Raw genomic sequence first — 24067 nt, forward strand, 5'->3', positions numbered from 1 at the left:
TTTTTAATGCGTAAAAATACAATTATTTGCGAGTAATAAAAACCTAACTTGTTAACAGAGGTTGAATAACTTTAGGTTATTACAGAAACTTACATGTATTTAAATTTTAACATTTTATTGTGAGAAATTATATCATCGAAATGGGAAATTTGATAAAATTAAAAACTAAGTCATGAAAAGCTATTATTCTTCTATTCAAACGGTGATGATTTTATTACTCGCCACAACATTATCACTTCAAATTAATGCCCAGATAAAAAAAACGGCTGAAGTTGAAGGTATTTCAGAATATGTTCTAGACAATGGCCTAAAAGTGCTATTGTTTAAAGACAATTCGGCACAAACCATAACTGTAAACATTACCTACTTAGTTGGGTCTAGACATGAAGGTTACGGTGAAAAAGGAATGGCTCACCTTTTAGAGCATATGGTGTTTAAAGGCACGCCTAATCACCCCGACATTCCTAAGGAATTAACAGAAAGGGGGGCGAGACCAAACGGCACAACCTATTTTGATAGAACAAATTATTTTGAAACATTCAACGCTACCGATGATAATCTTGAATGGGCTCTCGATTTGGAGGCAGATAGGATGTTGAATTCCTATATTGCCAATGATGATTTACAATCTGAGTTTTCTGTGGTTAGAAATGAATTTGAAAGAGGTGAAAACTCTCCAAGTAATGTTTTAAGGCTTAAAGTTATTAATACGGCTTACCTATGGCATAACTATGGAAATGCTACTATTGGAAACCGTTCTGACATTGAGCGTGTACCAATAAAGAATTTACAAGCATTTTACAAAAAGTATTATAGACCAGATAACGCCATATTAATGGTAACCGGTAAGTTTGATACTGACAAAACTCTAGAACTTATTGAGGAAAAATTTGGAGATTTAGAAAACCCCGAAACGCCATTAAACGATGTGCCAACAATAGAGCCAGCACAGGATGGTGAAAGACGTGTAACTCTAAGTAGAGTTGGAGATTTACAAATAGTATCTGCACTTTATCACATTCCGGCAGGTTCACATGAAGAATATGCTGCAATGGCAATAGCAGAGGAGATTTTAACCGATAATCCTTCAGGACGTTTGTATAAAGCCCTTGTAGATGGCCAAAAAGCAGCAAGTTTGTTTTCTTATTCGCCTTTTACAAAGGAACCGTCCTTTCTTTATATTAATGTAAATGTGCCTTCAGATAAGTCTTTAACAGAAGCAGAAAGTACGATGTTAAATCTTATTGATGGTTTGAAGGATAATCCTATTACTGAAGAAGAAGTTAATCGCGCAAAGGCGAATATTTTAAAGCAATATGACCAAATAAGTAGAAACTCTGCGTATTTAGGAACGTTTATGAGTGAATTTATTGGTGCTGGAGATTGGAGATTATCTTTTATCCAAAGAGATAGAGTTGAAGCAATGACTGCTGAAAAAGTTAATGCAGCCATCCAGCGCTATTTAATTCCTACCAACAGAACTGTAGGTAGTTTTGTGCCTGCAGACAAGCCAATTCGTGTTGAGATTGAGCATACCGAAGGATTAGAAGAGTTGGTGACAAATTATAAAGGAAAAGAGGGTCTTGGCGAAGGTGAAGCATTTGATGTGTCTTATGAAAACATTCAAAATAGGTTGAATTCCGGAGAACTTGAAAAATCACCTATTGAGTACGGATTTATTAAGAAAAACAATCGTGGTAATACAGTGAATCTGTCTTTTATTATCAGAAATGGTAGCCTTAACGATTTTATGAATAAAGGAAAGTTGGCAAGCTATACAGCACAAATGCTAAATAAAGGAACAACCAATAATTCTAGACAAGATATTGAGGATAAATTGAGTGCTTTAAAATCATCTATTCGTTTTTATGGTTCTAATGGAAGAATTTCAGCAAACATCAATACAACTGAAGAGCATTTAATGGAAACCCTAGCGCTAATGACAGATATGTTGAAGAATCCATCGTTTGACAAAGCCGAGTTAGAAAAATTAAAAACACAGGAACTTGCAAATATTGAAAGTAATAAAACAGAACCTCAGTATTTAGCAGGTAAAGAATTGGGTAGATTAAATCAACGTTATGAGAAAGGACATCCGCGTTATGCAACTTCAATTGAAGAGGATATTGAATATATTAATGCGGTGACCGTCGATGCGCTTAAAGCATATCACAAAGAATTTTACGGTATTTCAAACAGTGCATCGTTGGTTGCAATTGGGAATATAGACGAACAAGCCCTAAAAGATTATTTTAATAGTGCTTTTGCTGATTTTAGAGTAAACAAGCCATACAACCCTATTTACGATCCATTCAAGGTCAATAATGCTGTAAATGAACAAATTAAAACTCCAGATAAGAAAAACGCAATTAGTATAGGAGTTATGACTTTTGAGGGTAGTCAAGTAGATGAGGATTATGCTGCACTTCAAGTAGCTAGTTCTATTTTTGGAGGTGGCGTTTTAAGTTCTAGAATTACCACGCGATTACGCCAAAAAGATGGAGTGAGCTATGGAGCGGGAGGAAGTGTAAATGTTGATAGCGACCCAAAAGATGCTAATTCTTCAATTTTTGTGTATGCTATTTATGCTCCTGAAAACGCAGCCAAAGTTCAAAAAGGCTTTCGTGAGGAAATAGAACGCTTCATTTCCGATGGTATAACAGAAGAAGAATTAAAGGTAGCTGTAACTAGTTGGGTGCAAGGGGAAAGTGTATCTAGGGCAAAAGACGCTGAATTGTCTAATACTATAAACGACAACCTTTATTTTGACAGGGATATGATGTTTTATAAAGCTATAGAGGATAAGGTTACATCCTTAACCGTTGAAGATGTGAATAAAGTAATTAAAAAGTATTTTAAGCCTTTTGAAGAGTGGACTGTTGTAAGCGCTGGGGATTTTGAAAAACAGCCTGAGATAAAGAGTGATAAAAAAGTGGATTAAATATCTTTTTTAGAGTAATTTAAAAAGCCAAATCATGTATTTATGATTTGGCTTTTTTTTGTTCGACTTATTGATTGGTATTAATAATCAATCAAAATCTCTAAAATCTTAATAGCAGCTTCGCTAATTTTTGTACCAGGCCCGAAAACGGCAACTGCTCCGGCATCAAACAAAAATTGATAATCTTGTTTTGGTATAACGCCGCCTACAATCACCATGATATCGTCGCGCCCATAGTTTTTAAGTTCTTCAATAACTTGAGGTACCAATGTTTTGTGTCCTGCTGCCAGTGAAGATACGCCTAAAACATGCACATCATTTTCAACCGCTTGTTTAGCAGCTTCTTTAGGTGTTTGGAATAGAGGACCAATATCTACATCAAAACCAATATCGGCATAACCTGTAGCTACTACTTTCGCGCCACGGTCATGTCCATCTTGCCCCATTTTTGCAATCATAATACGAGGTCTACGTCCATCTTGATCTGCAAAAACATCGGCTAGTTCTTGAGCTTTTTTAAAAGAATCGTCGTTTTCTATTGCTTTACTGTACACCCCAGAGAATGATTTTATTTGTGCCTTATGTCGTCCATATTCAGCTTCCAGTGCGTCGCTTATTTCTCCCAAAGTGGCACGAACTCTAGCAGCTTCAACAGCTAAAGCTAATAAATTTTCTTGTCCTGTCTTGGCTGCCTTGGTTAATTTTGATAAAGCAACTGCTACTTTATTAGAATTTCTCGAAGATTTAATCTGGTGTAATCGTTCTATTTGAGCATTTCTAACAGTTTGGTTATCCACTTCTAAGGTTGAAATGGCATCTTCTCTTTCCAACTGGAATTTATTAACACCTACTATAATGTCTTGTTCAGAATCAATTCTTGCCTGTTTTTTTGCTGCAGCCTCTTCAATTCTTAGTTTTGGAATACCGGCTTCAATGGCTTTCGTCATGCCGCCTAAATCCTCAATTTCTTGAATTAGATCCCAAGCTTTTTCTGCAATATCGTGTGTTAGTTTTTCAACATAATAGCTACCGGCCCATGGGTCTACCGTTTTAGTAATTTTGGTTTCTTCTTGTAAATATATCTGCGTGTTTCTTGCTATTCTAGCAGAAAAGTCGGTTGGTAGTGCAATAGCTTCATCCAGTGCATTGGTATGCAAACTTTGTGTGCCACCAAATGCAGCCGCGGCTGCTTCTATTGTTGTTCTTGCTACGTTATTAAATGGATCTTGCTCCGTTAAACTCCAACCAGAAGTCTGGCAATGTGTTCTTAAAGCTAAGGACTTTGCGTTTTTAGGGTTGAATTGCTTAACGAGTTTGGCCCATAGCATTCTGGCAGCGCGCATTTTGGCAATTTCCATAAAATGATTCATACCAATTGCCCAAAAGAAGGACAGGCGAGGGGCAAAGGTGTCAATATCCATACCTGCCTTAATACCCGTTCTTAGATATTCTAATCCATCGGCTAAGGTGTATGCCAATTCAATATCACAGGTAGCACCAGCTTCTTGCATATGGTATCCCGAAATACTGATACTATTAAATTTAGGCATGTTCTTGCTTGTAAATTCAAAAATATCTGAAATAATTTTCATGGAAGGCGTTGGCGGATAAATATAAGTGTTACGCACCATAAACTCTTTTAAAATATCATTTTGAATGGTGCCAGAGAGCTGTTCTAGCTTTACACCTTGCTCTTCCGCTGCTACGATATAAAATGCCATAATTGGCAACACCGCACCGTTCATGGTCATGGAAACCGACATTTTATCGAGCGGAATTTGGTCAAAAAGGATTTTCATATCGGCAACAGAGTCGATGGCAACACCTGCTTTTCCAACATCACCAACCACGCGTTCATGATCAGAGTCATAGCCACGATGTGTTGCTAAATCAAAAGCTACAGATAACCCTTTTTGTCCTGCCGCTAAGTTTCTCCTGTAAAACGAGTTACTCTCTTCGGCAGTACTAAAACCAGCATATTGCCGTATGGTCCATGGACGTCTTACATACATAGTGCTGTAAGGTCCACGTAAATAAGGGGGAATCCCTGCAGCAAAGTTCAGATGCTCAAGATTTTCAATATCTGTTTTTGAATATTGAGACTTAATTTGAATGCCTTCAGCGGTATTTAGGTACTTTAATTTTGGCTTAGGTATTCCATCATTAGTTTTTAATGCAATATGTTGTATGTCCTTTCTCAAATCAATTAATGGTTATGTCCAGCATGTGGGTCATTTTGTGGTGTTGGCGGCGGTACCTTATTAAAATCTACTGGTGGTTCTGGTTTTTCAGAAACTTGTGATAAATCTACATCAAATAATTTTCCATAGTAAAACTCCAAGGCTACGTAAGCCGACAAATACTTATCTCTAATGGCTGCACCATAATTAGATTGTAATGCAGGACCATATAATTTTGGGCTCATGCTATTTGTTTCGATTAATGCATCAAATGTGGTTTTTAAACTTTTATCCAGCATATTATTTGATATACATTCAATAACAGAGCTATTATAATTTAACTTAGTACTTGGATTATCAACTGACCATAATTCTGACCTAGATTTTAATACTTCAAAAATTTGAGCCGAATGTGGAGACACAACATCAGCATATTTTACACGACCATATATTGCATTTCGTACAAATTGCGAATAGGCGCGGGTTAGGTTAGGGTTGTTTTGTCCGTAGGCTTTCAATATGTCATCTTCAAAAGAAAAAAGCGCCTCGTTAAGCAATTTTAAATCAAATTTATCGCAGTTTAAAACAATTCCTTTATCAGCATACTTATAAGTTTCTAAAGTTTTTTCTTCAGCTTGTTTTTTACAACTAAATAAAGTGATGACCACTAAAAATGTAATAAATTTAAGTTTCATAATGATTATTCGGTTTTTAATCGTTTTTGTTCTAATGTTTCTGTTACACGTTTTTCTATGATGGGTTCTATTAAAGTTTTTCTCTTTTTGGTTTTAAGGAACGGGTAAATTTCTAAGTTATCCTTCATTTTATCAGTAGTGTTTGGGTGCTTGTTGCTGCCCAAAATTACTTCACTGGCCGCATTAAACTGTTCTTGTTCTTTCGTGGCACTTTCCTTTATTTTTCTTTGAATTGTGCCGTCTTTTAGCTGTTTTAAAAAGCCACCTGTTGCTTCAATGTCCTTAAACAAAGCTAATGCTTTATCGGCCATTTGTTGCGTAAGCGCTTCTATGTAATAAGCCCCATCAGAAGGATTATCAACTGCACCAAAATAGCTTTCGTGTTTTAAAACAAGCAACTGGTTTTTTGCAATTCTTCTACCAAAATCATTTTCCTTATGGAATATGGCATCATACGGTAAATTACAAACGGTATCGGCACCTCCCAAAATGGCACTCATGCATTCTGTGGTAGTGCGCAACATGTTTGTATTGTAATCGTAAATGGCTTTGTTCCGTTTTGTTGGTATTGCAGCTATTTTACAGTTATAATTTATAGTATATTCAGTTTCAAGTGTGTTAAAGAGTAGCCTTAATGCTCTTAGCTTTGCAATTTCAAAGAAATAATTGGAGCCAACAGCCACATTAAAAATAACATCAATAGTTGGAGTTTTTTCTTTTGAAGTGTTTTCTAAGTGATTAAAATACTCATTAATATGTGCCATGGCATACGCCAATTGCTGTACTATATTAGCACCTGCGTTTTGATATAACGCAATATCTACAGTAAAAGCATTGGAATAGTTAACGCCACCTTCAAATTTTAAAAAATCTTCGCTGAAGCTTGAAAACCAATTACCACTTTTTGCAAGATTTCCAATGATGTCTGTAGTAATATAAATGTTGGATTTTGAGTTTTTTGAAATAGATTTTTTAATGGTATCTACTGATAGAAAGTGAAACTCAAAATGTACTGGAATTGCATCAAGATTTATGTTATCCAATAACACATCAAAGTCTATATCTTCTGAAGGAATAATAAATTTAAGGCTTTCTACACCATCATTAACTGCTGAAAGGGCTAATGCATTTGCCTTTTTGGCATCTGAAGCAAATATAATTTCGCCAATTTTGAAGTTGCTCGCGCTAGTCTTAGTAGTTTTAAAAGCTTCATTAAAATCATCGGTATGGTAAAATGGCTTTACTTGTATGCCTTCGTTGCTGGTCCAAATCAAAGTATCGTTATAATCTGCCCCTTTTAAATCGGCTTGTATTTTTTGTTTCCATTGTTTAGCGGAAACGGGATCAAATTCATTAAATAACGTATCACTCATTGTCCTTAGTTTTTAAGCTATCCTCATACTCAATAATAAAAATTTCTTCGTTTTCCCGTTTCATGTAGTATTCTTCGCGAGCAAATTTCTCTAAACCTTTTTGAGAGCTTAATTTTTTGAACTCTTTATCATCTTTTTCCTTATTCTTTTTATAGTATTCTTTTTCGGTTTCTAAATCTCTAATTTCAGTATTTAGTTCATTGTGTATAAAATAAGAATTACTATCGAAAAAAATCATCCAAACCACAAAAACTACCAAAATAAGAATATAGATATTCTTGAATGGTTTTAAAAAACGGTGATTTAAATTAATTTTTTTCATTTATAGTTTTTCATTAATTATGGTGCGCACAATATCTATCGCCACAGTATTGTAGTGATTATTTGGAATGATAATATCAGCATACTCTTTCATAGGCTCTATAAATTGATCGTGCATGGGTTTTAGTGTGGTTTTATAACGCGTTAACACTTCGTCTAAATCTCTGCCACGTTCTGAAATATCACGTTTTAAACGGCGTATTAAACGTTCGTCGCTATCGGCATGCACAAATATTTTAATATCAAACATCTCTCTAAGTTCAGGATTTGTAAGGATTAAAATACCCTCAACTATCATTACTTTTCTGGGATGCGTTAAAATGGTATCACCAGTTCTATTATGTTTAACGAAAGAATACACAGGTTGGTGTACGGGTTCGTTTTGTTTTAATGCTTTAAGGTGTTTCGTTAATAAATCAAAATCGATACTTCTGGGATGATCGAAATTAATTTTCACACGTTCATCATAACTCAAATGCGAAGTGTCCTTGTAATATGAATCTTGAGAAATAACCCCAACTTCTCCTTCGGGTAATTCTTTTAAAAGCTGATTTACAACTGTAGTTTTTCCGCATCCGGTACCTCCAGCAATTCCTATTACCAACATATCGTTTTTGAGATTTTTAAGGTAAAAACAAAGTTAGCAAATGTATCAGTATTAGGATGAAATTCACATCATTTTTTTATGGCCGTAACCTGTTCTTCCGTAACCATACCCTTGATGGAATTACCCCAACTATTATTAATAAAATTCATAACATCGGCAACTTCATCATCACTTAAACCCATAGGCGCCATATTACCATTATAAGTAACGCCATTTACAGTTATTTCCCCTTTTTGCCCATATTTTATACCTCTGATACTGGCTTCTTGATTGTTTTTTAGATAATCAGAATTTGCTAGTGGCGGAAACGTGTTTTCAACGCCTTCTCCATTAGCCATATGGCAGTTTATACAAAAATCTGTGTAAATCTCTTGCCCTCTAGAAATACTTTCTTGTAGTTCATCCTGCTGAGAAAAAGTTATAGCTCCAAAAGTCATTAGGCCACTTAAAACAATAAATAAAAATACTTTCATAATGTGAGTTTAAAATGAATCTGGAATAATCTTAACGATGCCAACGCCTTCAACTCCTGCATATAAATAACCATCAGGAGCTTGTTTGATATTTCTAAACCTACCTAAACCTTCAAATAGCTTTTCGCGTTTGGAGACTTTATTATCCTTAATCACTAAACGTTCTAGATATAGAAATTTTAATGAACCAACCAATACGCTGTCTTTCCAATCCGGATAATTACTTGAAGTTACAAAAGCCATTCCGCTTGGGGCAATAGAAGGTACCCAGTAAAACAAAGGTTGTTCCATGCCTTCTTTTTCGGTAATTTCGGTAAACTTAGTGCCACTATAATTTATACCATAAGAAATCACTGGCCATCCGTAGTTGTTGCCTTTTTCAACAACATTTATTTCATCCCCGCCTTTTGGTCCGTGTTCATTAACCCAAATTTTTCCAGTTTCGGGATGCATTGCCATACCTTGAGGATTGCGATGACCGAAGCTAAAAATAGCTTTTTTAGCATCAGCATTATCAACAAAAGGGTTGTCATTTGGAATAGTGCCATCTGCATGTAACCTATAAATTTTACCGCCATCTCGAGTAATATCTTGCGGGTTAACGTCGCGATTGCCTCTATCTCCAATTGAGAAATACAAATAGCCCTCTTTGTCAAATTCTATGCGAGAGCCCCAATGTTGTCCTTTTTTGGTGTTAGGCACACCTTTGTAAAGGTGTTCCACATCAGCAAGTATATTCCCGTTTAGTTTCGCACGAATAATAGCGGTATTACCACCCTCGTCCTCGCCTTCAGGAGAGCCGTATGAAAAGTATATCCAGCCATTATTTTCATAATCAGGATGTAGTTTTATATCCATTAAACCTCCTTGACCTCGTACGTAAACTTCAGGCAAGCCTTCAATAGTAGTTTTTACGCCATCTTTAAAATGTATAAGTGTTCCTGTTTTTTCGGTAATTAGGATGCTGCCGTCAGGTAAAAATTCCATACCCCATGGAATATTCAATTCAGGCACAATAACCTCAGTAACATAATTTATTTTTAGAGGTGTTTCTGCTGAAATTTCTGAAGGTTCTTGCTGTGCGCAAGAGTAGAAAGAAATTAGTAGAACTGCTAGAAGCAAAGTGAACTGTTTCATTTTCATTGATTTATTGGTATAAAGATACATTAAAAAGAATAATTTAAGGAGGCACCTGAATAATAATTTAAAGGATTGCCTGGGTAAAAATATCGTGGTGCATTACCACCAAAACTACTAGCATTTATTAAAATTTGAGAGGCATAAGCCATATTAAATATATTGTTGATACCCAAAAAGATATTGAGTCTTAATCTAGGAGTTAATGTGTTTTGATATCCAAATTTTGCATTTGAAATATTATAGTTTTCACTGTATAAGCTATTGCTGTCCGTTATTGGCATTTTACCAACATATTGAAAGTTGAGGTTACCATAAAAACCTGACTTAGAGTTGAAATCAAACCCTAAATTTAAAATATTGGATGGCACGCCAGTAACGTCATTGCCCGAGTAATCTTTATCTTCATCAACAAAATCTTTGAATTTATATAAGTTTAACGAGTAGCTCCCAAAGGTGGAAATTTGCAGTTGCTCGGAATTAAAGATTGCATACGTCCAATCCATTTCTAAACCGTCATGGTTTGTTCTTCCTGCGTTTATACCAATAAATTCATCTTCAGCTGTACGTCTAGCTACCAAAAGATTTTTTATAGCCAAACGGTAAATAGAAACATTGTATTGCAATCTGTTAGTAATGCCTGTACCTTTCACGCCAATTTCAAAATTCCAACCTGTTTCCGGGTTTAAGTTGGTGTTTATTTGGCCATCAGGCCTCAAGGTTTCTTCTAAGGATAGTGGTGAAAAGCCATGGCTAATATTTGCATAGAGATTAGAAGTACTGCTCACACGCTGCAAAATTCCAATTTTTGGAGACAATACCCCATCATATTTAAAGTTCCCAGATTCGTCAATATTTGAATTTGAAACAGGAAATCTATCCTCAAGATCATAGGATGTTCGGTTGTAATTTATACCTAAAACAATATCAGTTTTAGTAGAAATATTATATCTACTTTCAAAAAATAGATTATAATACTGTCTTTTTTCTTTGAAGTTAGTCAATGCATCACCTTGAACACTGCCATTTCCATCTGAAAAATTCTGATATAGATTTTCGAAGGTTTCATGTTTATAAGTGTCCTTAAAAACTTCTAATCCACCTATCCAATTTAATATTTTGTTGTTAATTTTAATATTGCCAACAACGCGATGCCTAAAGCCATAGCCAAATACGGATTCATCTAAAATATTAAATGGTCGTGGCTCGTATGAATTTCTGAAAGACATAAAAATACTGGTGTTTTGAGAAACATTTTCATTGAAATTGTGTTGTAGAGTAATGCCTAATACACCTCGTTTAGTATCTTCAAACCCCCGTGAAGCTTTCCACGCAAATGCAGCCGACTCTGGATTGTTTCTAAAGTCAGTTTCGTTTAAAGAACTTGGAATAAAAGCTTTTAAATCTGAAAAAACACCGAGAATAGAAAGCTCGTTTTTTGCGTCTAATTTATGATTAGAATTAAGCGTTAGTGCATCTCTTTTGTAGTTGTTATTGGCTCTAAATCCATCACTTTGTGTAGAACTGAAAACTAGTTTTAGGTTGTTTCTTGAAGTTCCGTAATTCAACTGAGACAAATTTTTGAATAACCCAAAAGAGCCTATGGTAGTTTCGTTTTGAACATTTGCATTATTGAAATTAGAAGTTTTAGGTAATAGTTGAATTACGCCTCCCAGTCCTGCTCCATAAATGCTAGATGTAGCACCTTTGGTAATTTCTATTCTAGATATCGCACCTAGTTCAAAATCTTCCAAACTTGTTTCACCACTGCCATTAGTAAGTGGAATATCTTTAAAATATGCTCTTATTTTAGAGGTCCCAAATAAATTTCTTGAGCCCACACCACGTATTGTAATACGATTAGTATTTAGCGCTCCAGTTTGCATAAACACTCCTGAAACTCTGTTCAATGCTTCGTTTATATTGATGTTATTGCCACGTTCAATAGCTTTGGTAGAGATAAGTGCAGTGCTTGAAGTAGATGCTTTTAATTGTGTTGGTAAATGGTTGGCGTTAACAATAACCTCTTTTAAAATTGAGGGCTTTTTTTGAAGTAGTTTAGTGTTTTTTTTAGAACCAATACTATCATTTATGGTATTTATTCCCTTGTTTTGAGAATAGTGCATTTGCGTATTTAGTGCTGAAAATACCAAGAAGATAAATAGTTTCTTTTTCACCCATGCAAAGTAGATGTTTTGTTAAAAACCCAAAAGTTTTGTATCCCTAAATTTTTCTTAAAAAATTATTTAAGAACTGATTAAAAGAAGTATATTTGCATCCGCTTAGATAAGCAATTCGGGGTGTAGCGTAGCCCGGTTATCGCGCCGCGTTTGGGACGCGGAGGTCGCAGGTTCGAATCCTGCCACCCCGACAAAAGACTTTTCATGAAATGAAAAGTCTTTTTTAGTTTACAATATTTTGTGGGTTACCCTCCAAAAATGCTTTCAAGTTTTCTATTGTTATATCCATCAAACGTTGACGTGCTTCCTTAGGCGCCCAAGCTATATGTGGCGTAATAATACAATTTTGAGCATTGAGTAATGGGTTGCCTTCTTTCATTGGTTCTTCAGAAATCACATCAACTGCAGCGCCAGCAAGCTTTTTATTATTTAGAGCTTCGGCTAAATCCTTTTCAACTATTAATGGCCCTCTTGATGTGTTGATTAAGAACGCACTAGTTTTCATTATATCAAGGGAGGACTTATTAATCAAACCCTCGGTTTTTGACGTTAATGGACAATGTAAACTAATAAAATCAGAATTTTTGAATACATCTTCTAGCTCTACAAACTTCAAACTGTCATTTTCAAAATCGGTATACGTAGTTCTATTATACACTAATATTTTCATTCCGAAAGCTTGTGCTAATTTCGCAGTAGCTTTACCAATTTTACCAAAGCCTATTATACCTAATTTTTTTTCAGCTAGTTCAATCAATGGATAATTCCAAAATGAAAAATCATTACTTTTTATCCAATCACCCTGCCTTACAGCTTGATGGTGAGCACCTATATGATGACATAATTCTAAAATTAATGCCATTGTAAATTGCGCCACAGATTTAGAGCTGTAATCTGGTACGTTCGTTACCGTTATACCATTATTCTTTGCAGCTTCAATATCTACAATATTGTATCCTGTAGCTAATACGCCAATATATCTTAAGGAAGGCGTGCTACTGAGAATTTCTTTATTTATAGGTGTTTTATTTGTAAAAACAACTTCCGCATCAGCAATATGCGCAATAATATCCTTGTTGTTATATGGGGTTCTATCGTAAACCGTAATATCTCCAAAATGTTGCAGCCCCTCCCAGTTCAAATCACCTGGGTTTAAGGTATGGCCATCTAAAACTACAATCTTCATATTGTTTTAATTTCAAACATAAAGATACTATTTAAGAAGCAAAAAAATGTATTCAAACCTTATTCTATTCGAACATAATTCTCAGCAAATAAAGGATGTCCTTCAGAGTCTATCATAATTTGACTGTATTTATTATCCTCTAAATCATAATGAAAAACAAATGCGGGGTTTTTAGAAATATATTTGCTCATTTCTAAAGAGCCGTATTCTAAAGTTTCAGTTAAAAGGCTATCTGTTAACGTGTAGTTGCCATAGCCAAACCATTCCGTAGAGTCGGTAGATATGTTTCTGCACCACATTACTTTTGTAGGCGTAAATATTTTAATGTGCCTATTGGTTTCGTTAGAGGCAAAACTATCCACAACTTTTCCGTTCTCATCATAATTATAAAAACTCGTGCGCTCCCATACACCAATAATTGGCGATATGTTTTCTTGTTCTTCTTCAAGGGTTACAGTGGTTGTTTTGGGATTTGACTTGTTGCATGCAGTAAAAACAATGAGCAACATTAGCGTAAAGTAAGCATTTGTATTCATAGTATTTAGTTATTTTGGTTTACAACAATTTACGAAAAAAAGGAATACGTTCATTTTAAAAAATGATGCAAACCTATTGATTTTTAAAATAATAGATATTTATAACACGCAATTAAGGCTGCTTTTTACTTAGGTATTTCCAATAACGTTTGGGTACATGTTTAATGTGTAAAGCTGTATTAACACGCTCTTCAATATTGGCACTCTTAAAGAAGGCTTTCCAAAGGGCTTCGTATTGGTGTTCTTCTGGAGTAGAGCGTTGTTTAAAGAGAAGGGGTAGATTTGGAAAATCTGAATGGTTAAAGTTATAAAAATTATAAGGAGCTTATGTTAAAATGAAACACAAAACACATTGCACATGGACGTAAAAGACATTAATGATTCCGATAAATATTCCTTAACCAGAAGATGCGTTATTATTGTATCAGGATTTTTTTTAACTTACCTATATAAAGGGTGAATTTATCCGTTTTACACCTATCCAAAATCTAAAAAGCCGTTTGCAATAGCAGGTATATATAATATTACCCATGATGGCTTTATAACTTGTAGTTTGCTCTTAACTACAATTAATGCTAAGGCTGCTAAACACCATAACATAAGTAATAAGATGCCCTTGGTTATTAGTCCTGAGAAATACAGAATTTGGTTATCTCACGACTATAAATCACTTTTAGCAACCGAATACGACGATTACCAAGACTTATATTTTTCATCTCATCCGGTTGTGAGAGAATTTTATAAAAAAGAAATACTATTTGAATCTTTTCAAGATCCAACCGATTATAAATCGCTGTCTATTCCATTTTCGATTTAGCACAATATTTTAGTACAATTATTTTATCATAGAAAATTTTAAACAAGGGACTCTTGCTTGTGCAGCGAATACTATCAACAGTTTCAGAGATAGATGTATTAGCGTTTTACTTTAAGTCTCTCAACATTGTGATTTTTTTTATAGTTTAAGTTGATGAACATATAAGAACTGTTAATAACTTCTGCGTAAGGATTTCATCAAAAACTATACTTTTGTTCTACTAAATTAATAAGATTATGGCAGAAGATATAGAAAGAGTAAAATGTTTGATTATTGGTTCTGGACCAGCGGGCTACACTGCTGCAATTTATGCGGCAAGAGCCAATATGAAGCCTATACTATACCAAGGTTCTCAACCAGGAGGGCAATTAACAACAACCAATGAAGTTGAGAATTTTCCAGGTTACCCAGATGGGGTTACAGGACCAGAAATGATGTTGCAATTACAAGCCCAAGCAGAACGTTTTGAAACAGATGTACGTAATGGTTGGATTACCAAAGTAGATTTTTCAGGCGATGTTCATAAAGTATGGGTGAATGATGAAAAAGAAATTCATGCAGATACAGTTATTATTTCAACGGGTGCATCTGCAAAATATTTAGGATTGGATTCTGAACAAAAATATTTAAAATTAGGGGGAGGTGTTTCTGCTTGTGCTGTTTGTGATGGATTCTTTTACAGAAATCAGGAAGTTGTGATAGTTGGCGCTGGAGATTCAGCTTGTGAGGAAGCACACTACTTATCTAAGCTGTGTAAAAAAGTGACGATGTTGGTGAGGCGCGATGAGTTTAGGGCTTCAAAAATTATGGAAGCTCGTGTTAGAAATACGGAGAACATTGAGATTTTATTCAATACTGAAACTGATGAGGTTTTAGGAGACGGACAAGTGGTTACAGGAGTGCGCGTGTTTAATAATAAAACAAATGAAAAACACGAGATACCAGCTACAGGATTTTTTGTAGCTATTGGCCATAAGCCAAACACCGATATTTTTAAAGACTATTTAGAGTTAGACCAAACAGGGTATATTGTAAACATTCCAGGAACATCAAAAACCAACGTAGAAGGTGTGTTTGTTTCAGGAGACGCAGCAGACCATGTGTATAGGCAAGCAGTAACTGCAGCAGGAACAGGTTGTATGGCGGCCTTAGACGCAGAACGCTATTTGGCAGCTAAAGATGCCACTTTTGAAGTGTCTACATCAACTTATAATTAGTAGTTGAATAGCATATAATACGTAAGCCAAAGTTTTATGTCTTTGGCTTTTGTATTTTATTAAAATATGTTTTCTTTGAAAACTATTTCTTAAACGGGATGTGGCGCAGTCCGGTTAGCGTACACGGCTGGGGGCCGTGTGGTCGCAGGTTCAAATCCTGTCATCCCGACAGCTAGGATGTTAAAAGAAACTTTTAATATGTAAACTGATGAAAACCAGTAAAATGTTATTTTACTGGTTTTTTTGTACTCATCAAGGAGCATATTCACTAGGAACTTCCAATATGAAATAAATTTCTAAATTAAAGAGTGCTTTTAGAAGTTAATAACGTTATCTTTAGAATATAGATATAAAGCAACCTTTTTTTCGTTACCAGTGGGGATTTGAAAAGTTCAATAGTCCTTTCTTTAAGGAATTAGAAATAGATCACATAAAAATCACTGGACATAAGTCTCAGTGATTTAAAATTAACAGTGAATATTTTTATATAATAGATTATACTGTTTAGAAGCAAAGAAACTTAATGCGAAAGGTATAGTTGTTCGAAAAAATGGAGAACAACGCATTTTTCTAGGCAAGTTTTAGATAAATAACTTTAGACGAAATACCTATTAATTTTGCGAATTACTAATTAAAATTTTAAGATACCTTCGCTTCCTATTAATTGATGTAAAGCATAGATATCATTTTACTATGAATACTTATGGCATTAATTATTAAAAACCATAATGTTTATAGTTCAGAAAGTACAGGATACACATTTCTTTATTTTTCTTTTTTTTTGAAAAAGTGGTTCAATACAGTATAGCATTAAACTATACAATTGATATTGAAGATTGTTATATTAACATTTTCTAAAAATGGTAGATGAAAGAATTATTTTGCGAGATATCGATGGTAATAACATTCCTAAATACCAAAAGATTGTAAATGCATTTAAAGAGTCAATCGAGATAAACGCATATAAATCAGGTGATAGTTTACCTTCTATAAATAACTTTAGCAAAGACTACAAAATATCTCGAGACACCGTTTTCAAGGCTTACACTTTACTCAAAAAGCAGGGATATATAAATGCTACACCCAACAAGGGCTACTATATTCGTGAGAGCAAGAAGAAAATACTATTATTAATTAGCACGTTTAAGGCGTATAAAGAGGTGTTTTATCATAGTTTTATGAGTTATATGCCAGATAATGTAATAGTAGATTTGCAGTTTCATCATTATAATATAAAGAGCTTCAAAGCGATGTTGGATAATGAAAATGGGAAGTATTACAAATATATAGTAATGGGTTTTGAGCACCCTGAGGTTAAGCGAGTTCTATCAAAAATAGACGCGGACAAATTGATGCTAATTGATTGGCAAGCGGATTTGAAGATTTCAAGAAATTTTGTTTTTCAAGATTTTGGGAAAGCCTTTTACTCTTGTCTTCAGGATGCCAAATCAGCACTTAGAAAGTATAAGAAACTTGTATTTGTATATCCTGAATTTACCTATCATCCATATGAAAGTGTAGATTATTTTAATAAGTTTTGTATAGAAAACTCCTTCAATCATGCAGTTTGTAGAAACTCTTCAAAACTAGATATTGAAAAACAAACGGCATATATAAGTGTAAATGATCGTATATTGAATACACTTCTAGAGCAATGCAATTTGAAAAACTTAGAATTAGGAAAGGACATCGGTGTGTTGTCATATAACGATACGCCTTTAAAGCGATTTACATATAAAGGCATTTCTGTTATTTCGATAGATTTCAAGGATTTTGGTGCAAAAGTAGCGCAATTCATTTCTTCGAATGAACCAATACAAATTTACTTGACTACTAGTCTAGTATTAAGAGAATCATTGTAGTTTTATTTTTAAAGATTTTGCGTATTTTAATCAGGATGGAGCAGGACAGATTCGATTGTCTTCATCACTATATTTGTTTTGTTAAAAATTTTTATCAAAAATGCTTAATTAGCTTTTCTCAATTCTTGTAGAGAAATTGTTTGTAGAAAATTGTAATTTAAATTATAGTAAATTTTCTGTTTTCAAATTTTTAATTTATCTAGCATGTAATTGAATAAAGTTTTAAACGAAATATATCGTTAATAACCAAACCAAAATTATGAGTAAAACAATTGTAGTGACTGGTGCAGGAGGCGTGCTTTGTAGCACTATAGCTGAAGCCCTAGCTAAAGAAGGAAATAAAATAGCCTTACTAGATTTAAACAAAGAGGCAGCCGCTAAGGTTGCTGAAAAAATTAATAGTTCTGGAGGTGCAGCTATAGGGGTTAAAGCCAATGTTTTAGAAAAGGAATCCTTAGTGTTAGCAAAAGAAACAGTAAATAAAGCTTTTGGGGAATGTGATATTTTAATAAATGGAGCAGGTGGTAATCACCCTTTAGGAACTACAAGTAACCCCTTTTTACAAGCAGAAGATTTGCTAAATAAAACCGAAGGGTTTAAAACATTTTTTGATTTAGACGCTAGTGGTATTCAGTTTGTATTTAACTTGAATTTTATTGGAACACTTTTGCCAACACAAATTTTTGCTCAAGATATGGTTGGTAGAGAGGGCTGCAGTATTTTAAATGTTTCCTCAATGAATGCGTTTACACCTTTAACAAAAATACCGGCCTACAGTGGCGCGAAAGCGGCAGTATCAAACTTTACGCAATGGTTAGCTGTTCATTTTTCAAAAGTTGGTATCCGAGTAAATGCATTAGCCCCAGGGTTTTTCTTAACCGAGCAAAATAGGGCATTATTAACTAATGAAGATGGAAGTTTAACGCCAAGGGGAAATCAAATTATAGAACAAACGCCAATGGGTAAATTTGGTGAGCCAGAGCATTTAGTAGGAACAACATTGTGGTTGTGTGGTGAAGGTGCTTCTTTTGTAACAGGAGTAGTTGTGCCAATAGATGGTGGATTTAGTGCTTACAGTGGCGTATAAATTATAATATAACTTTAAATGGAACAAACTTGGAGATGGTACGGACCGAACGATCCCGTATCCTTATCAGATATAAAGCAAGCAGGTGCAACAGGAATTGTATCTGCGCTACATCATATTCCCAACGGAGAAGTATGGACTATAGATGAAATTACGAAGAGGAAAGAAATTATAGAGCACGCCGGTTTAACCTGGAGTGTTGTAGAAAGTATTCCTGTTCATGAAAATATTAAAACCCGTTCAGGGAATTTTAAAACCTATATTGAACATTACAAACAAAGCATTGAAAATCTAGCAAAATGTGGAATAAATATAGTGTGTTACAATTTTATGCCAGTACTAGATTGGACGCGAACAGATTTAAATTTTGAAGTAGAGGATGGCTCCAAAGCCTTACGTTTTGATGTGGTTGCATTTGCCGCCTTTGAGCTATTCTTATTAAAGCGCCCTGGGGCGGAAGATAGTTACAGCGATACTCAAAAAGCATCGGCCAAAGTATATTTTGAAGGACTTAAAGACGCTGAAAAAACGGAACTTGTAAATAATATTATTGCAGGTTTACCTGGCGCAGAAGAAGGCTATACGCTTGAGCAGTTTCAAACCATTTTAGATACTTATGCAGGCATTGATGCCCAAACCTTAAGAGAAAATTTAGTATCGTTTTTAAAAGAAATTATACCAGTGGCTTCACAGAATGGTGTGCTTATGTGTATTCACCCTGATGATCCACCATATCCAATTTTAGGACTGCCAAGAGTAGTAAGCACAGAGGCGGATTATGCGTATTTATTTAATAATGTTCCAGATAGAGCTAACGGTATTACATTCTGTACGGGCTCTTTGGGGGTAAGGGCTGATAATGATTTGGTGAAAATATTTAAGCGTTTTTCCGATCGCGTACATTTCCTGCACCTAAGAAGCACAAAACGTGATGAGCACGGTAATTTTTATGAAGCCAATCACCTCGATGGTGATGTAGATATGTATAGCGTTGTAAAGGAAATTCTTATTGAAGAAAAGAGAAGAAAAGCAAATGGGTATACCGATTTTGCAATTCCTGTAAGACCAGATCACGGCCATCAAATGCTTGATGACTTACATAAAAAAACAAACCCTGGGTATTCTGGTATAGGAAGACTACGCGGTTTGGCAGAATTGAGAGGGTTAGAATTTGGATTAAAACAAACGATATAATAAAATTATAAAAACAATGAAAACGTATTACGAAACAAGATATGCATCAAGTCCACAAGGCGTAAAATCCTATGATACAAAGCAATTAAGAGAAGAGTTTTTAATAGATAATTTAATGCAAGAGGATAAAATTGTTTTAGTATACTCTCATTATGACAGATTTATCTCCGGTAGTGCAGTTCCAACAAAAACTGCATTGAAATTGGAAGTTATAGATCCTTTAAAAGCCGACTATTTTTTGGAAAGAAGAGAACTAGGTATTATTAATATAGGAGCTGCTGGAACTGTTAATGTTGATGGTGTAGAATATGTTTTAGAACATAGAGAGGCATTATATGTAGGTCAAGGAAATAGAGATTTAACTTTTGCCAGTAAATCAGCCACTGATCCTGCCTTGTTTTATATTAATTCAACACCTGCTAATAAAGCATACCCTAATAAGAAAATTGGAATTAATGATGTTGAAGTTATAGAGCTAGGTGCTCCTGAAACTGCAAATGCACGTACTTTAAGAAAGTATATTGTAAACAGTGTTGTTGATGTTTGCCAATTGCAAATGGGAATGACCACTTTAAAATCAGGTAGTTCGTGGAATACCATGCCTGCCCATGTACACGACAGACGAATGGAAGTTTATTTTTATTTTGAAATTCCAGAAGGCCAAGCAGTATGTCATTTTATGGGGCAGCCCCAAGAAACACGACATATTTGGATGGGAAATAACCAAGCAGTAATTTCACCACCATGGTCAATTCACTCTGGTTCAGGAACAAGTAGCTATTCTTTTATATGGGGAATGGCAGGTGAAAATTTAGATTATGGCGATATGGATGTTGCTAAAATAAATGAATTAAGATAAGTTATGAGTCTATCATTGTTTGATGTTAAAGGGAAAAATGCCTTAGTAACAGGAAGTACACATGGTTTAGGTATGGCCATGGCCAGAGGTTTGGGTTTAGCAGGTGCTACAATTATTGTAAATGGTAATTCATCTCAAGATAAAATCGATAAGGCGGTTGCCCAATATAAGAGTGAAGGTATTAATGCTGTGGGCTACAAGTTTAATGTCGCCAATGAAGATGAGGTTGTTGCTGCCATTTCAAAAATTCAGGAAGAGGTCGGACAAATAGATATTTTAATAAATAATGCCGGTATTATTAAGCGTACACCACTTATTGAAATGGAGGTTGAAGACTTCAAGCAAGTTATTGATATCGATTTGGTAAGTCCGTTTATAGTATCAAAACACGTGGTGCCGGGTATGATTAAGCGTAAGTCGGGTAAAGTAATTAATATTTGCTCTATGATGAGTGAGTTGGGTCGAAATAGTGTTGGCGCTTATGCCGCGGCTAAAGGTGGATTAAAAATGTTGACTCAAAATATGGCTACCGAATGGGCAAAACATAATATTCAAGTAAATGGTATTGGTCCGGGATACTTTGCAACTTCACAAACAGCTCCAATTCGTGTGGATGGCCATCCATTTAACGATTTTATTATAAACAGAACACCCGCTGCCAAATGGGGAGATCCAGACGATTTAGCCGGTGCAGCAATATTTTTATCATCAAAAGCTAGTGACTTTGTAAATGGTCAAGTAGTTTATGTTGATGGTGGTATTTTGGCAACTATTGGAAAACCTTCAAACGAAGATTAATTATGAAAAAAGTAACTCTGTTTTCAGCCCTGAGCGTACTACTGTGTTTTTTTGGATGCGGTCAAGCAAAGGAGCATGTAATAACTATTGAGAATTCTTTAGATATAGCGCGTTCTTTTGAAACAATAGAAATCAACGCTTCTGATTTAACATTAACTGGAGGTGAAGCTTTTGAAAACTTGTCGGTAAAAGATTTAAAGACCAATACTATTGTAGTGTCTCAATTTGTAGATACCGATGAAGATGGAAAGGTAGATATGTTATTGTTTCAACCAGAAATTGAAGCCAATAGCTCGAAGCAATATGAGCTTCTCGTTGTTGATGAATCGCAAAAACCAGAAACGGTAGACTATTGTTACTCAAGATTTGTTCCGGAAAGAACCGATGATTATGCTTGGGAAAACAATAAAGTTGGATTCAGAACTTTCGGGCCAACAGCCCAAAAAATGGTAGAAGATTCAATTAAAGGTGGAACGCTTTCTAGTGGCATTGATGCTTGGTTAAAGCGTGTTGAATATCCAATAATTAATAAATGGTATGCCGAAGATCAAAAAGAAAAGGGCGCATATCATAAAGATAAAGGAGAGGGTTTAGATAATTTTCATGTTGGTGTATCTCGTGGTGTTGGAGGTATAGCTATAAAGTCAGATTCAGTCTATCATTTTTCAAAAAATTTCACAACTTGGAAAACCATTACAACAGGGCCTATTCGAACTAGTTTTGTTTTAGAATATGCCAATTGGGATGCTAATGGCAAGACGATTTCAGAAACCAAACATATATCTTTAGATTATGGTAATAACTTGTCAAAGTTTGAAGTAGCACTTTCTGGAAGTGAAAGCGTTCATGTGGGTTTAACACTTCACGAAAAAGATGGAGTAGATACGCAAAATCAAGACTCGGGTTGGGTGTCGTATTGGCAACCACATGAAGATTCTCAATTGGGTACAGCCATTGTAGTTCCAAAGGGAAGCTTCATATCTGCAACTTTATATGATACCCCTTTAAAAGACCGAAGTAACCTTTTTGCTGAAGTAAAAGTTAATAATGGCATAGCAACTTATTATGCTGGATTTGGTTGGGAAAAAGCAGGAGAGTTCACCTCAAAAAAGTCATGGAATACTTATTTAGAAAGTTTTTCAAAAAAATTAAATAACCCTTTAATAGTAGTCTATAATTAGATTAATAAATGAAATCAACCAATTTTATTACTGATAATTTTGTTTTGCAGTCTGATGTGGCTGAAACCTTATATCATAAATATGCTAAAGATTTGCCTATTATAGATTATCATAATCATTTATCACCACAATTAATAGCCGAAGATCAACCTTTAAAAAATATTACAGAAGCATGGCTTAATGGCGATCATTACAAATGGCGCGCTATGCGAGCAAACGGAATTGACGAAATATTTATAACAGGTTCGGCCACTTCTCATAAAGAGAAATTCTTAAAATGGGCCGAAACCGTGCCGAAGACTATTAGAAATCCATTATTCCACTGGACTCATTTAGAGCTGAAACGCTATTTTGATATTGATAATTTGCTGCATCCAGATACGGCAGAGGAGATTTATGAGAAGGCCAATGCTATTTTAGAAAATAAAACACCTGCACAACTTTTAGAAGATTTAAAAGTAGAGGTAGTTTGTACTACTGATGATCCTATAGATGATTTAAAATACCATCAAGAAATCGCCGAAAAAGGTTTTTTTACAAAAGTGTTTCCAACATTTAGGCCAGATAGCATGCTTCAGATGTTAAATGGAAACTCTTTAGTTTATATTGAAAAATTAATTGGTTGTGTTGGTTTCAAAATCAATGATTTTGAATCGTTTTTGAAGGCAATTGATAAAAGGATCGACTTTTTTCATGATAATGGTTGCAGATTATCAGATTATGGAATAAGTGGTGCCTTTACGTTTGCAGAACATACTGAAGATGAGGTTAATTCAATTTTCAACAAGTTTTTAAATGGGGAGCATTTAAATAACGTAGAAGTTGAAAAATATAAAACATATCTTTCATTATACTTAGGAAGAAAATATCATGAAAAAGGATGGGTACAGCAGTATCATTTAGGTGTAATTCGAAATAATAACACGAGATTGCAAAATATAGTTGGCTTAGATGCGGGGTGCGATTCTATTGGAGATTTTCCAATTATTGAAGGGCTTTCTAAGTTTTTAAACACGCTAAATGAATCTAATCAATTAGCAAAAACCATAACGTATAATTTAAATCCTGCTCAAAATGAAACCTTTGCGACCATGATGGGAAATTTTCAAAACGCCCAATATCCTGGTAAAATGCAATGGGGCTCAGGTTGGTGGTTCTTAGATCAAAAGGATGGCATGGAAAAGCAAATTAATTGCCTTTCTAATATGGGATTATTAAGCAGGTTTGTAGGTATGCTTACAGATAGTCGAAGCTTTTTATCGTTTCCGCGTCACGAATATTTTAGGCGCATTTTATGTAATCTTTTAGGTGAAGATGTGAAGCAAGGACTCATACCGAACGACATCGAGTTTTTAGGTAAAATGGTTCAAGATATCTGCTACTATAATGCTAAAAACTATTTTAGTTTTAAAACAAAATAATT

20 protein-coding genes, 2 tRNA genes and 1 pseudogene are annotated in these 24067 nt (G+C 34.7%); 12 read left to right on the plus strand and 11 right to left on the minus strand.

Annotated features, from left to right (window positions below; genetic code table 11):
- Positions 1-172 precede the first annotated feature (172 nt).
- On the plus strand, positions 173-2941 hold the full coding sequence (locus BMY39_RS10700; protein ID WP_092579479.1) for a M16 family metallopeptidase: 2769 nt from the start codon (positions 173-175) through the stop codon (positions 2939-2941).
- Between the two features lie 80 nt (positions 2942-3021).
- Here the strand turns inward: BMY39_RS10700 and scpA are convergent, their stop codons facing one another.
- From scpA to BMY39_RS10740, 8 genes are all read right to left on the minus strand, one after another.
- Positions 3022-5142, minus strand: coding sequence for a methylmalonyl-CoA mutase (scpA, locus tag BMY39_RS10705; protein ID WP_177176586.1), 2121 nt, complete (start codon positions 5140-5142; stop codon positions 3022-3024).
- Between the two features lie 5 nt (positions 5143-5147).
- Positions 5148-5816 carry a hypothetical protein gene (locus BMY39_RS10710; protein WP_092579483.1) on the minus strand — a complete coding sequence of 223 codons (669 nt, stop codon included), beginning with the start codon at positions 5814-5816 and terminating at the stop codon, positions 5148-5150.
- Between the two features lie 5 nt (positions 5817-5821).
- Positions 5822-7189: a methylmalonyl-CoA mutase subunit beta gene (locus BMY39_RS10715; RefSeq protein ID WP_092579485.1), complete on the minus strand. Its 1368-nt coding sequence runs from the start codon at positions 7187-7189 to the stop codon at positions 5822-5824.
- Positions 7182-7511, minus strand: coding sequence for an FtsB family cell division protein (locus tag BMY39_RS10720; protein WP_092579487.1), 330 nt, complete (start codon positions 7509-7511; stop codon positions 7182-7184). Before BMY39_RS10720 ends, BMY39_RS10715 begins: the two co-directional genes overlap by 8 nt.
- The gene (gene udk / locus BMY39_RS10725) at positions 7512-8117 is read right to left on the minus strand and encodes a uridine kinase (protein WP_092579489.1); all 606 of its coding nucleotides are present in this window, start codon (positions 8115-8117) and stop codon (positions 7512-7514) included.
- Between the two features lie 68 nt (positions 8118-8185).
- Complete coding sequence (locus tag BMY39_RS10730) at positions 8186-8590, minus strand: c-type cytochrome (protein WP_092579491.1); 405 nt, start codon at positions 8588-8590, stop codon at positions 8186-8188.
- A 9-nt stretch (positions 8591-8599) separates the two neighbouring features.
- Entirely contained in the window at positions 8600-9727 is a 1128-nt protein-coding gene (locus tag BMY39_RS10735; RefSeq protein WP_092580249.1) for a PQQ-dependent sugar dehydrogenase, read from the minus strand.
- A gap of 29 nt (positions 9728-9756) precedes the next feature.
- On the minus strand, positions 9757-11904 hold the full coding sequence (locus BMY39_RS10740; RefSeq protein WP_143064768.1) for a TonB-dependent receptor family protein: 2148 nt from the start codon (positions 11902-11904) through the stop codon (positions 9757-9759).
- Positions 11905-12023: 119 nt separating this feature from the next.
- Between BMY39_RS10740 and BMY39_RS10745 the strand changes: the two genes are divergently transcribed.
- Positions 12024-12098: transfer RNA gene (locus BMY39_RS10745), tRNA-Pro, on the plus strand.
- Between the two features lie 32 nt (positions 12099-12130).
- Here BMY39_RS10745 and BMY39_RS10750 read toward each other — a convergent pair.
- The 3 genes and pseudogenes from BMY39_RS10750 to BMY39_RS10760 all read right to left on the minus strand — a co-directional run.
- Positions 12131-13093, minus strand: a complete 963-nt coding sequence (locus BMY39_RS10750) for a D-2-hydroxyacid dehydrogenase (protein ID WP_092579495.1) — start codon at positions 13091-13093, stop codon at positions 12131-12133.
- Between the two features lie 59 nt (positions 13094-13152).
- A complete protein-coding gene (locus BMY39_RS10755; protein WP_092579497.1) occupies positions 13153-13629 on the minus strand; it encodes a hypothetical protein in 477 nt (158 codons plus the stop codon).
- Between the two features lie 112 nt (positions 13630-13741).
- Positions 13742-13876: pseudogene (locus BMY39_RS10760) on the minus strand (DUF4130 domain-containing protein); the annotation flags it as partial.
- A 213-nt stretch (positions 13877-14089) separates the two neighbouring features.
- Here BMY39_RS10760 and BMY39_RS10765 point away from each other — a divergent pair.
- From BMY39_RS10765 to uxaC, 10 genes are all read left to right on the plus strand, one after another.
- On the plus strand, positions 14090-14446 hold the full coding sequence (locus BMY39_RS10765; protein WP_092579499.1) for an SOS response-associated peptidase family protein: 357 nt from the start codon (positions 14090-14092) through the stop codon (positions 14444-14446).
- A gap of 236 nt (positions 14447-14682) precedes the next feature.
- Complete coding sequence (gene trxB, locus BMY39_RS10770; protein ID WP_092579501.1) at positions 14683-15663, plus strand: thioredoxin-disulfide reductase; 981 nt, start codon at positions 14683-14685, stop codon at positions 15661-15663.
- Positions 15664-15757: 94 nt separating this feature from the next.
- Positions 15758-15832: transfer RNA gene (locus BMY39_RS10775), tRNA-Pro, on the plus strand.
- A gap of 691 nt (positions 15833-16523) precedes the next feature.
- A complete protein-coding gene (locus tag BMY39_RS10780) occupies positions 16524-17525 on the plus strand; it encodes a GntR family transcriptional regulator (RefSeq protein WP_092579503.1) in 1002 nt (333 codons plus the stop codon).
- A gap of 235 nt (positions 17526-17760) precedes the next feature.
- Positions 17761-18612, plus strand: a complete 852-nt coding sequence (locus BMY39_RS10785; protein WP_262490334.1) for an SDR family oxidoreductase — start codon at positions 17761-17763, stop codon at positions 18610-18612.
- Positions 18613-18630: 18 nt separating this feature from the next.
- Positions 18631-19806, plus strand: coding sequence for a mannonate dehydratase (gene uxuA, locus BMY39_RS10790; RefSeq protein ID WP_092579506.1), 1176 nt, complete (start codon positions 18631-18633; stop codon positions 19804-19806).
- Between the two features lie 16 nt (positions 19807-19822).
- Complete coding sequence (gene kduI, locus BMY39_RS10795) at positions 19823-20665, plus strand: 5-dehydro-4-deoxy-D-glucuronate isomerase (protein WP_092579508.1); 843 nt, start codon at positions 19823-19825, stop codon at positions 20663-20665.
- Positions 20666-20668: 3 nt separating this feature from the next.
- Entirely contained in the window at positions 20669-21463 is a 795-nt protein-coding gene (locus BMY39_RS10800) for a gluconate 5-dehydrogenase (protein WP_092579510.1), read from the plus strand.
- A gap of 2 nt (positions 21464-21465) precedes the next feature.
- Positions 21466-22644, plus strand: a complete 1179-nt coding sequence (locus BMY39_RS10805) for a DUF4861 family protein (protein WP_092579515.1) — start codon at positions 21466-21468, stop codon at positions 22642-22644.
- Positions 22645-22652: 8 nt separating this feature from the next.
- Complete coding sequence (uxaC, locus tag BMY39_RS10810) at positions 22653-24065, plus strand: glucuronate isomerase (protein WP_092579517.1); 1413 nt, start codon at positions 22653-22655, stop codon at positions 24063-24065.
- Positions 24066-24067: the final 2 nt, after the last annotated feature.

The sequence above is a fragment of the Hyunsoonleella jejuensis genome (assembly GCF_900111025.1).
Lineage (GTDB): Bacteria > Bacteroidota > Bacteroidia > Flavobacteriales > Flavobacteriaceae > Jejuia > Jejuia jejuensis.

What these genes read in the sequence shown, in the direction of transcription:
- BMY39_RS10800 (WP_092579510.1), top strand. Translation starts at nt 20,669, where the DNA reads ATGAGTCTATCATTGTTTGATGTTAAAGGGAAAAATGCCTTAGTAACA.
- uxaC (WP_092579517.1), top strand. Translation starts at nt 22,653, where the DNA reads ATGAAATCAACCAATTTTATTACTGATAATTTTGTTTTGCAGTCTGAT.
- BMY39_RS10730 (WP_092579491.1), bottom strand. Translation starts at nt 8,590, where the DNA reads ATGAAAGTATTTTTATTTATTGTTTTAAGTGGCCTAATGACTTTTGGA.
- BMY39_RS10715 (WP_092579485.1), bottom strand. Translation starts at nt 7,189, where the DNA reads ATGAGTGATACGTTATTTAATGAATTTGATCCCGTTTCCGCTAAACAA.
- trxB (WP_092579501.1), top strand. Translation starts at nt 14,683, where the DNA reads ATGGCAGAAGATATAGAAAGAGTAAAATGTTTGATTATTGGTTCTGGA.
- BMY39_RS10750 (WP_092579495.1), bottom strand. Translation starts at nt 13,093, where the DNA reads ATGAAGATTGTAGTTTTAGATGGCCATACCTTAAACCCAGGTGATTTG.
- BMY39_RS10700 (WP_092579479.1), top strand. Translation starts at nt 173, where the DNA reads ATGAAAAGCTATTATTCTTCTATTCAAACGGTGATGATTTTATTACTC.
- kduI (WP_092579508.1), top strand. Translation starts at nt 19,823, where the DNA reads ATGAAAACGTATTACGAAACAAGATATGCATCAAGTCCACAAGGCGTA.
- BMY39_RS10755 (WP_092579497.1), bottom strand. Translation starts at nt 13,629, where the DNA reads ATGAATACAAATGCTTACTTTACGCTAATGTTGCTCATTGTTTTTACT.
- uxuA (WP_092579506.1), top strand. Translation starts at nt 18,631, where the DNA reads ATGGAACAAACTTGGAGATGGTACGGACCGAACGATCCCGTATCCTTA.
- BMY39_RS10805 (WP_092579515.1), top strand. Translation starts at nt 21,466, where the DNA reads ATGAAAAAAGTAACTCTGTTTTCAGCCCTGAGCGTACTACTGTGTTTT.
- BMY39_RS10720 (WP_092579487.1), bottom strand. Translation starts at nt 7,511, where the DNA reads ATGAAAAAAATTAATTTAAATCACCGTTTTTTAAAACCATTCAAGAAT.
- BMY39_RS10735 (WP_092580249.1), bottom strand. Translation starts at nt 9,727, where the DNA reads ATGAAACAGTTCACTTTGCTTCTAGCAGTTCTACTAATTTCTTTCTAC.
- udk (WP_092579489.1), bottom strand. Translation starts at nt 8,117, where the DNA reads ATGTTGGTAATAGGAATTGCTGGAGGTACCGGATGCGGAAAAACTACA.
- BMY39_RS10710 (WP_092579483.1), bottom strand. Translation starts at nt 5,816, where the DNA reads ATGAAACTTAAATTTATTACATTTTTAGTGGTCATCACTTTATTTAGT.
- BMY39_RS10780 (WP_092579503.1), top strand. Translation starts at nt 16,524, where the DNA reads ATGGTAGATGAAAGAATTATTTTGCGAGATATCGATGGTAATAACATT.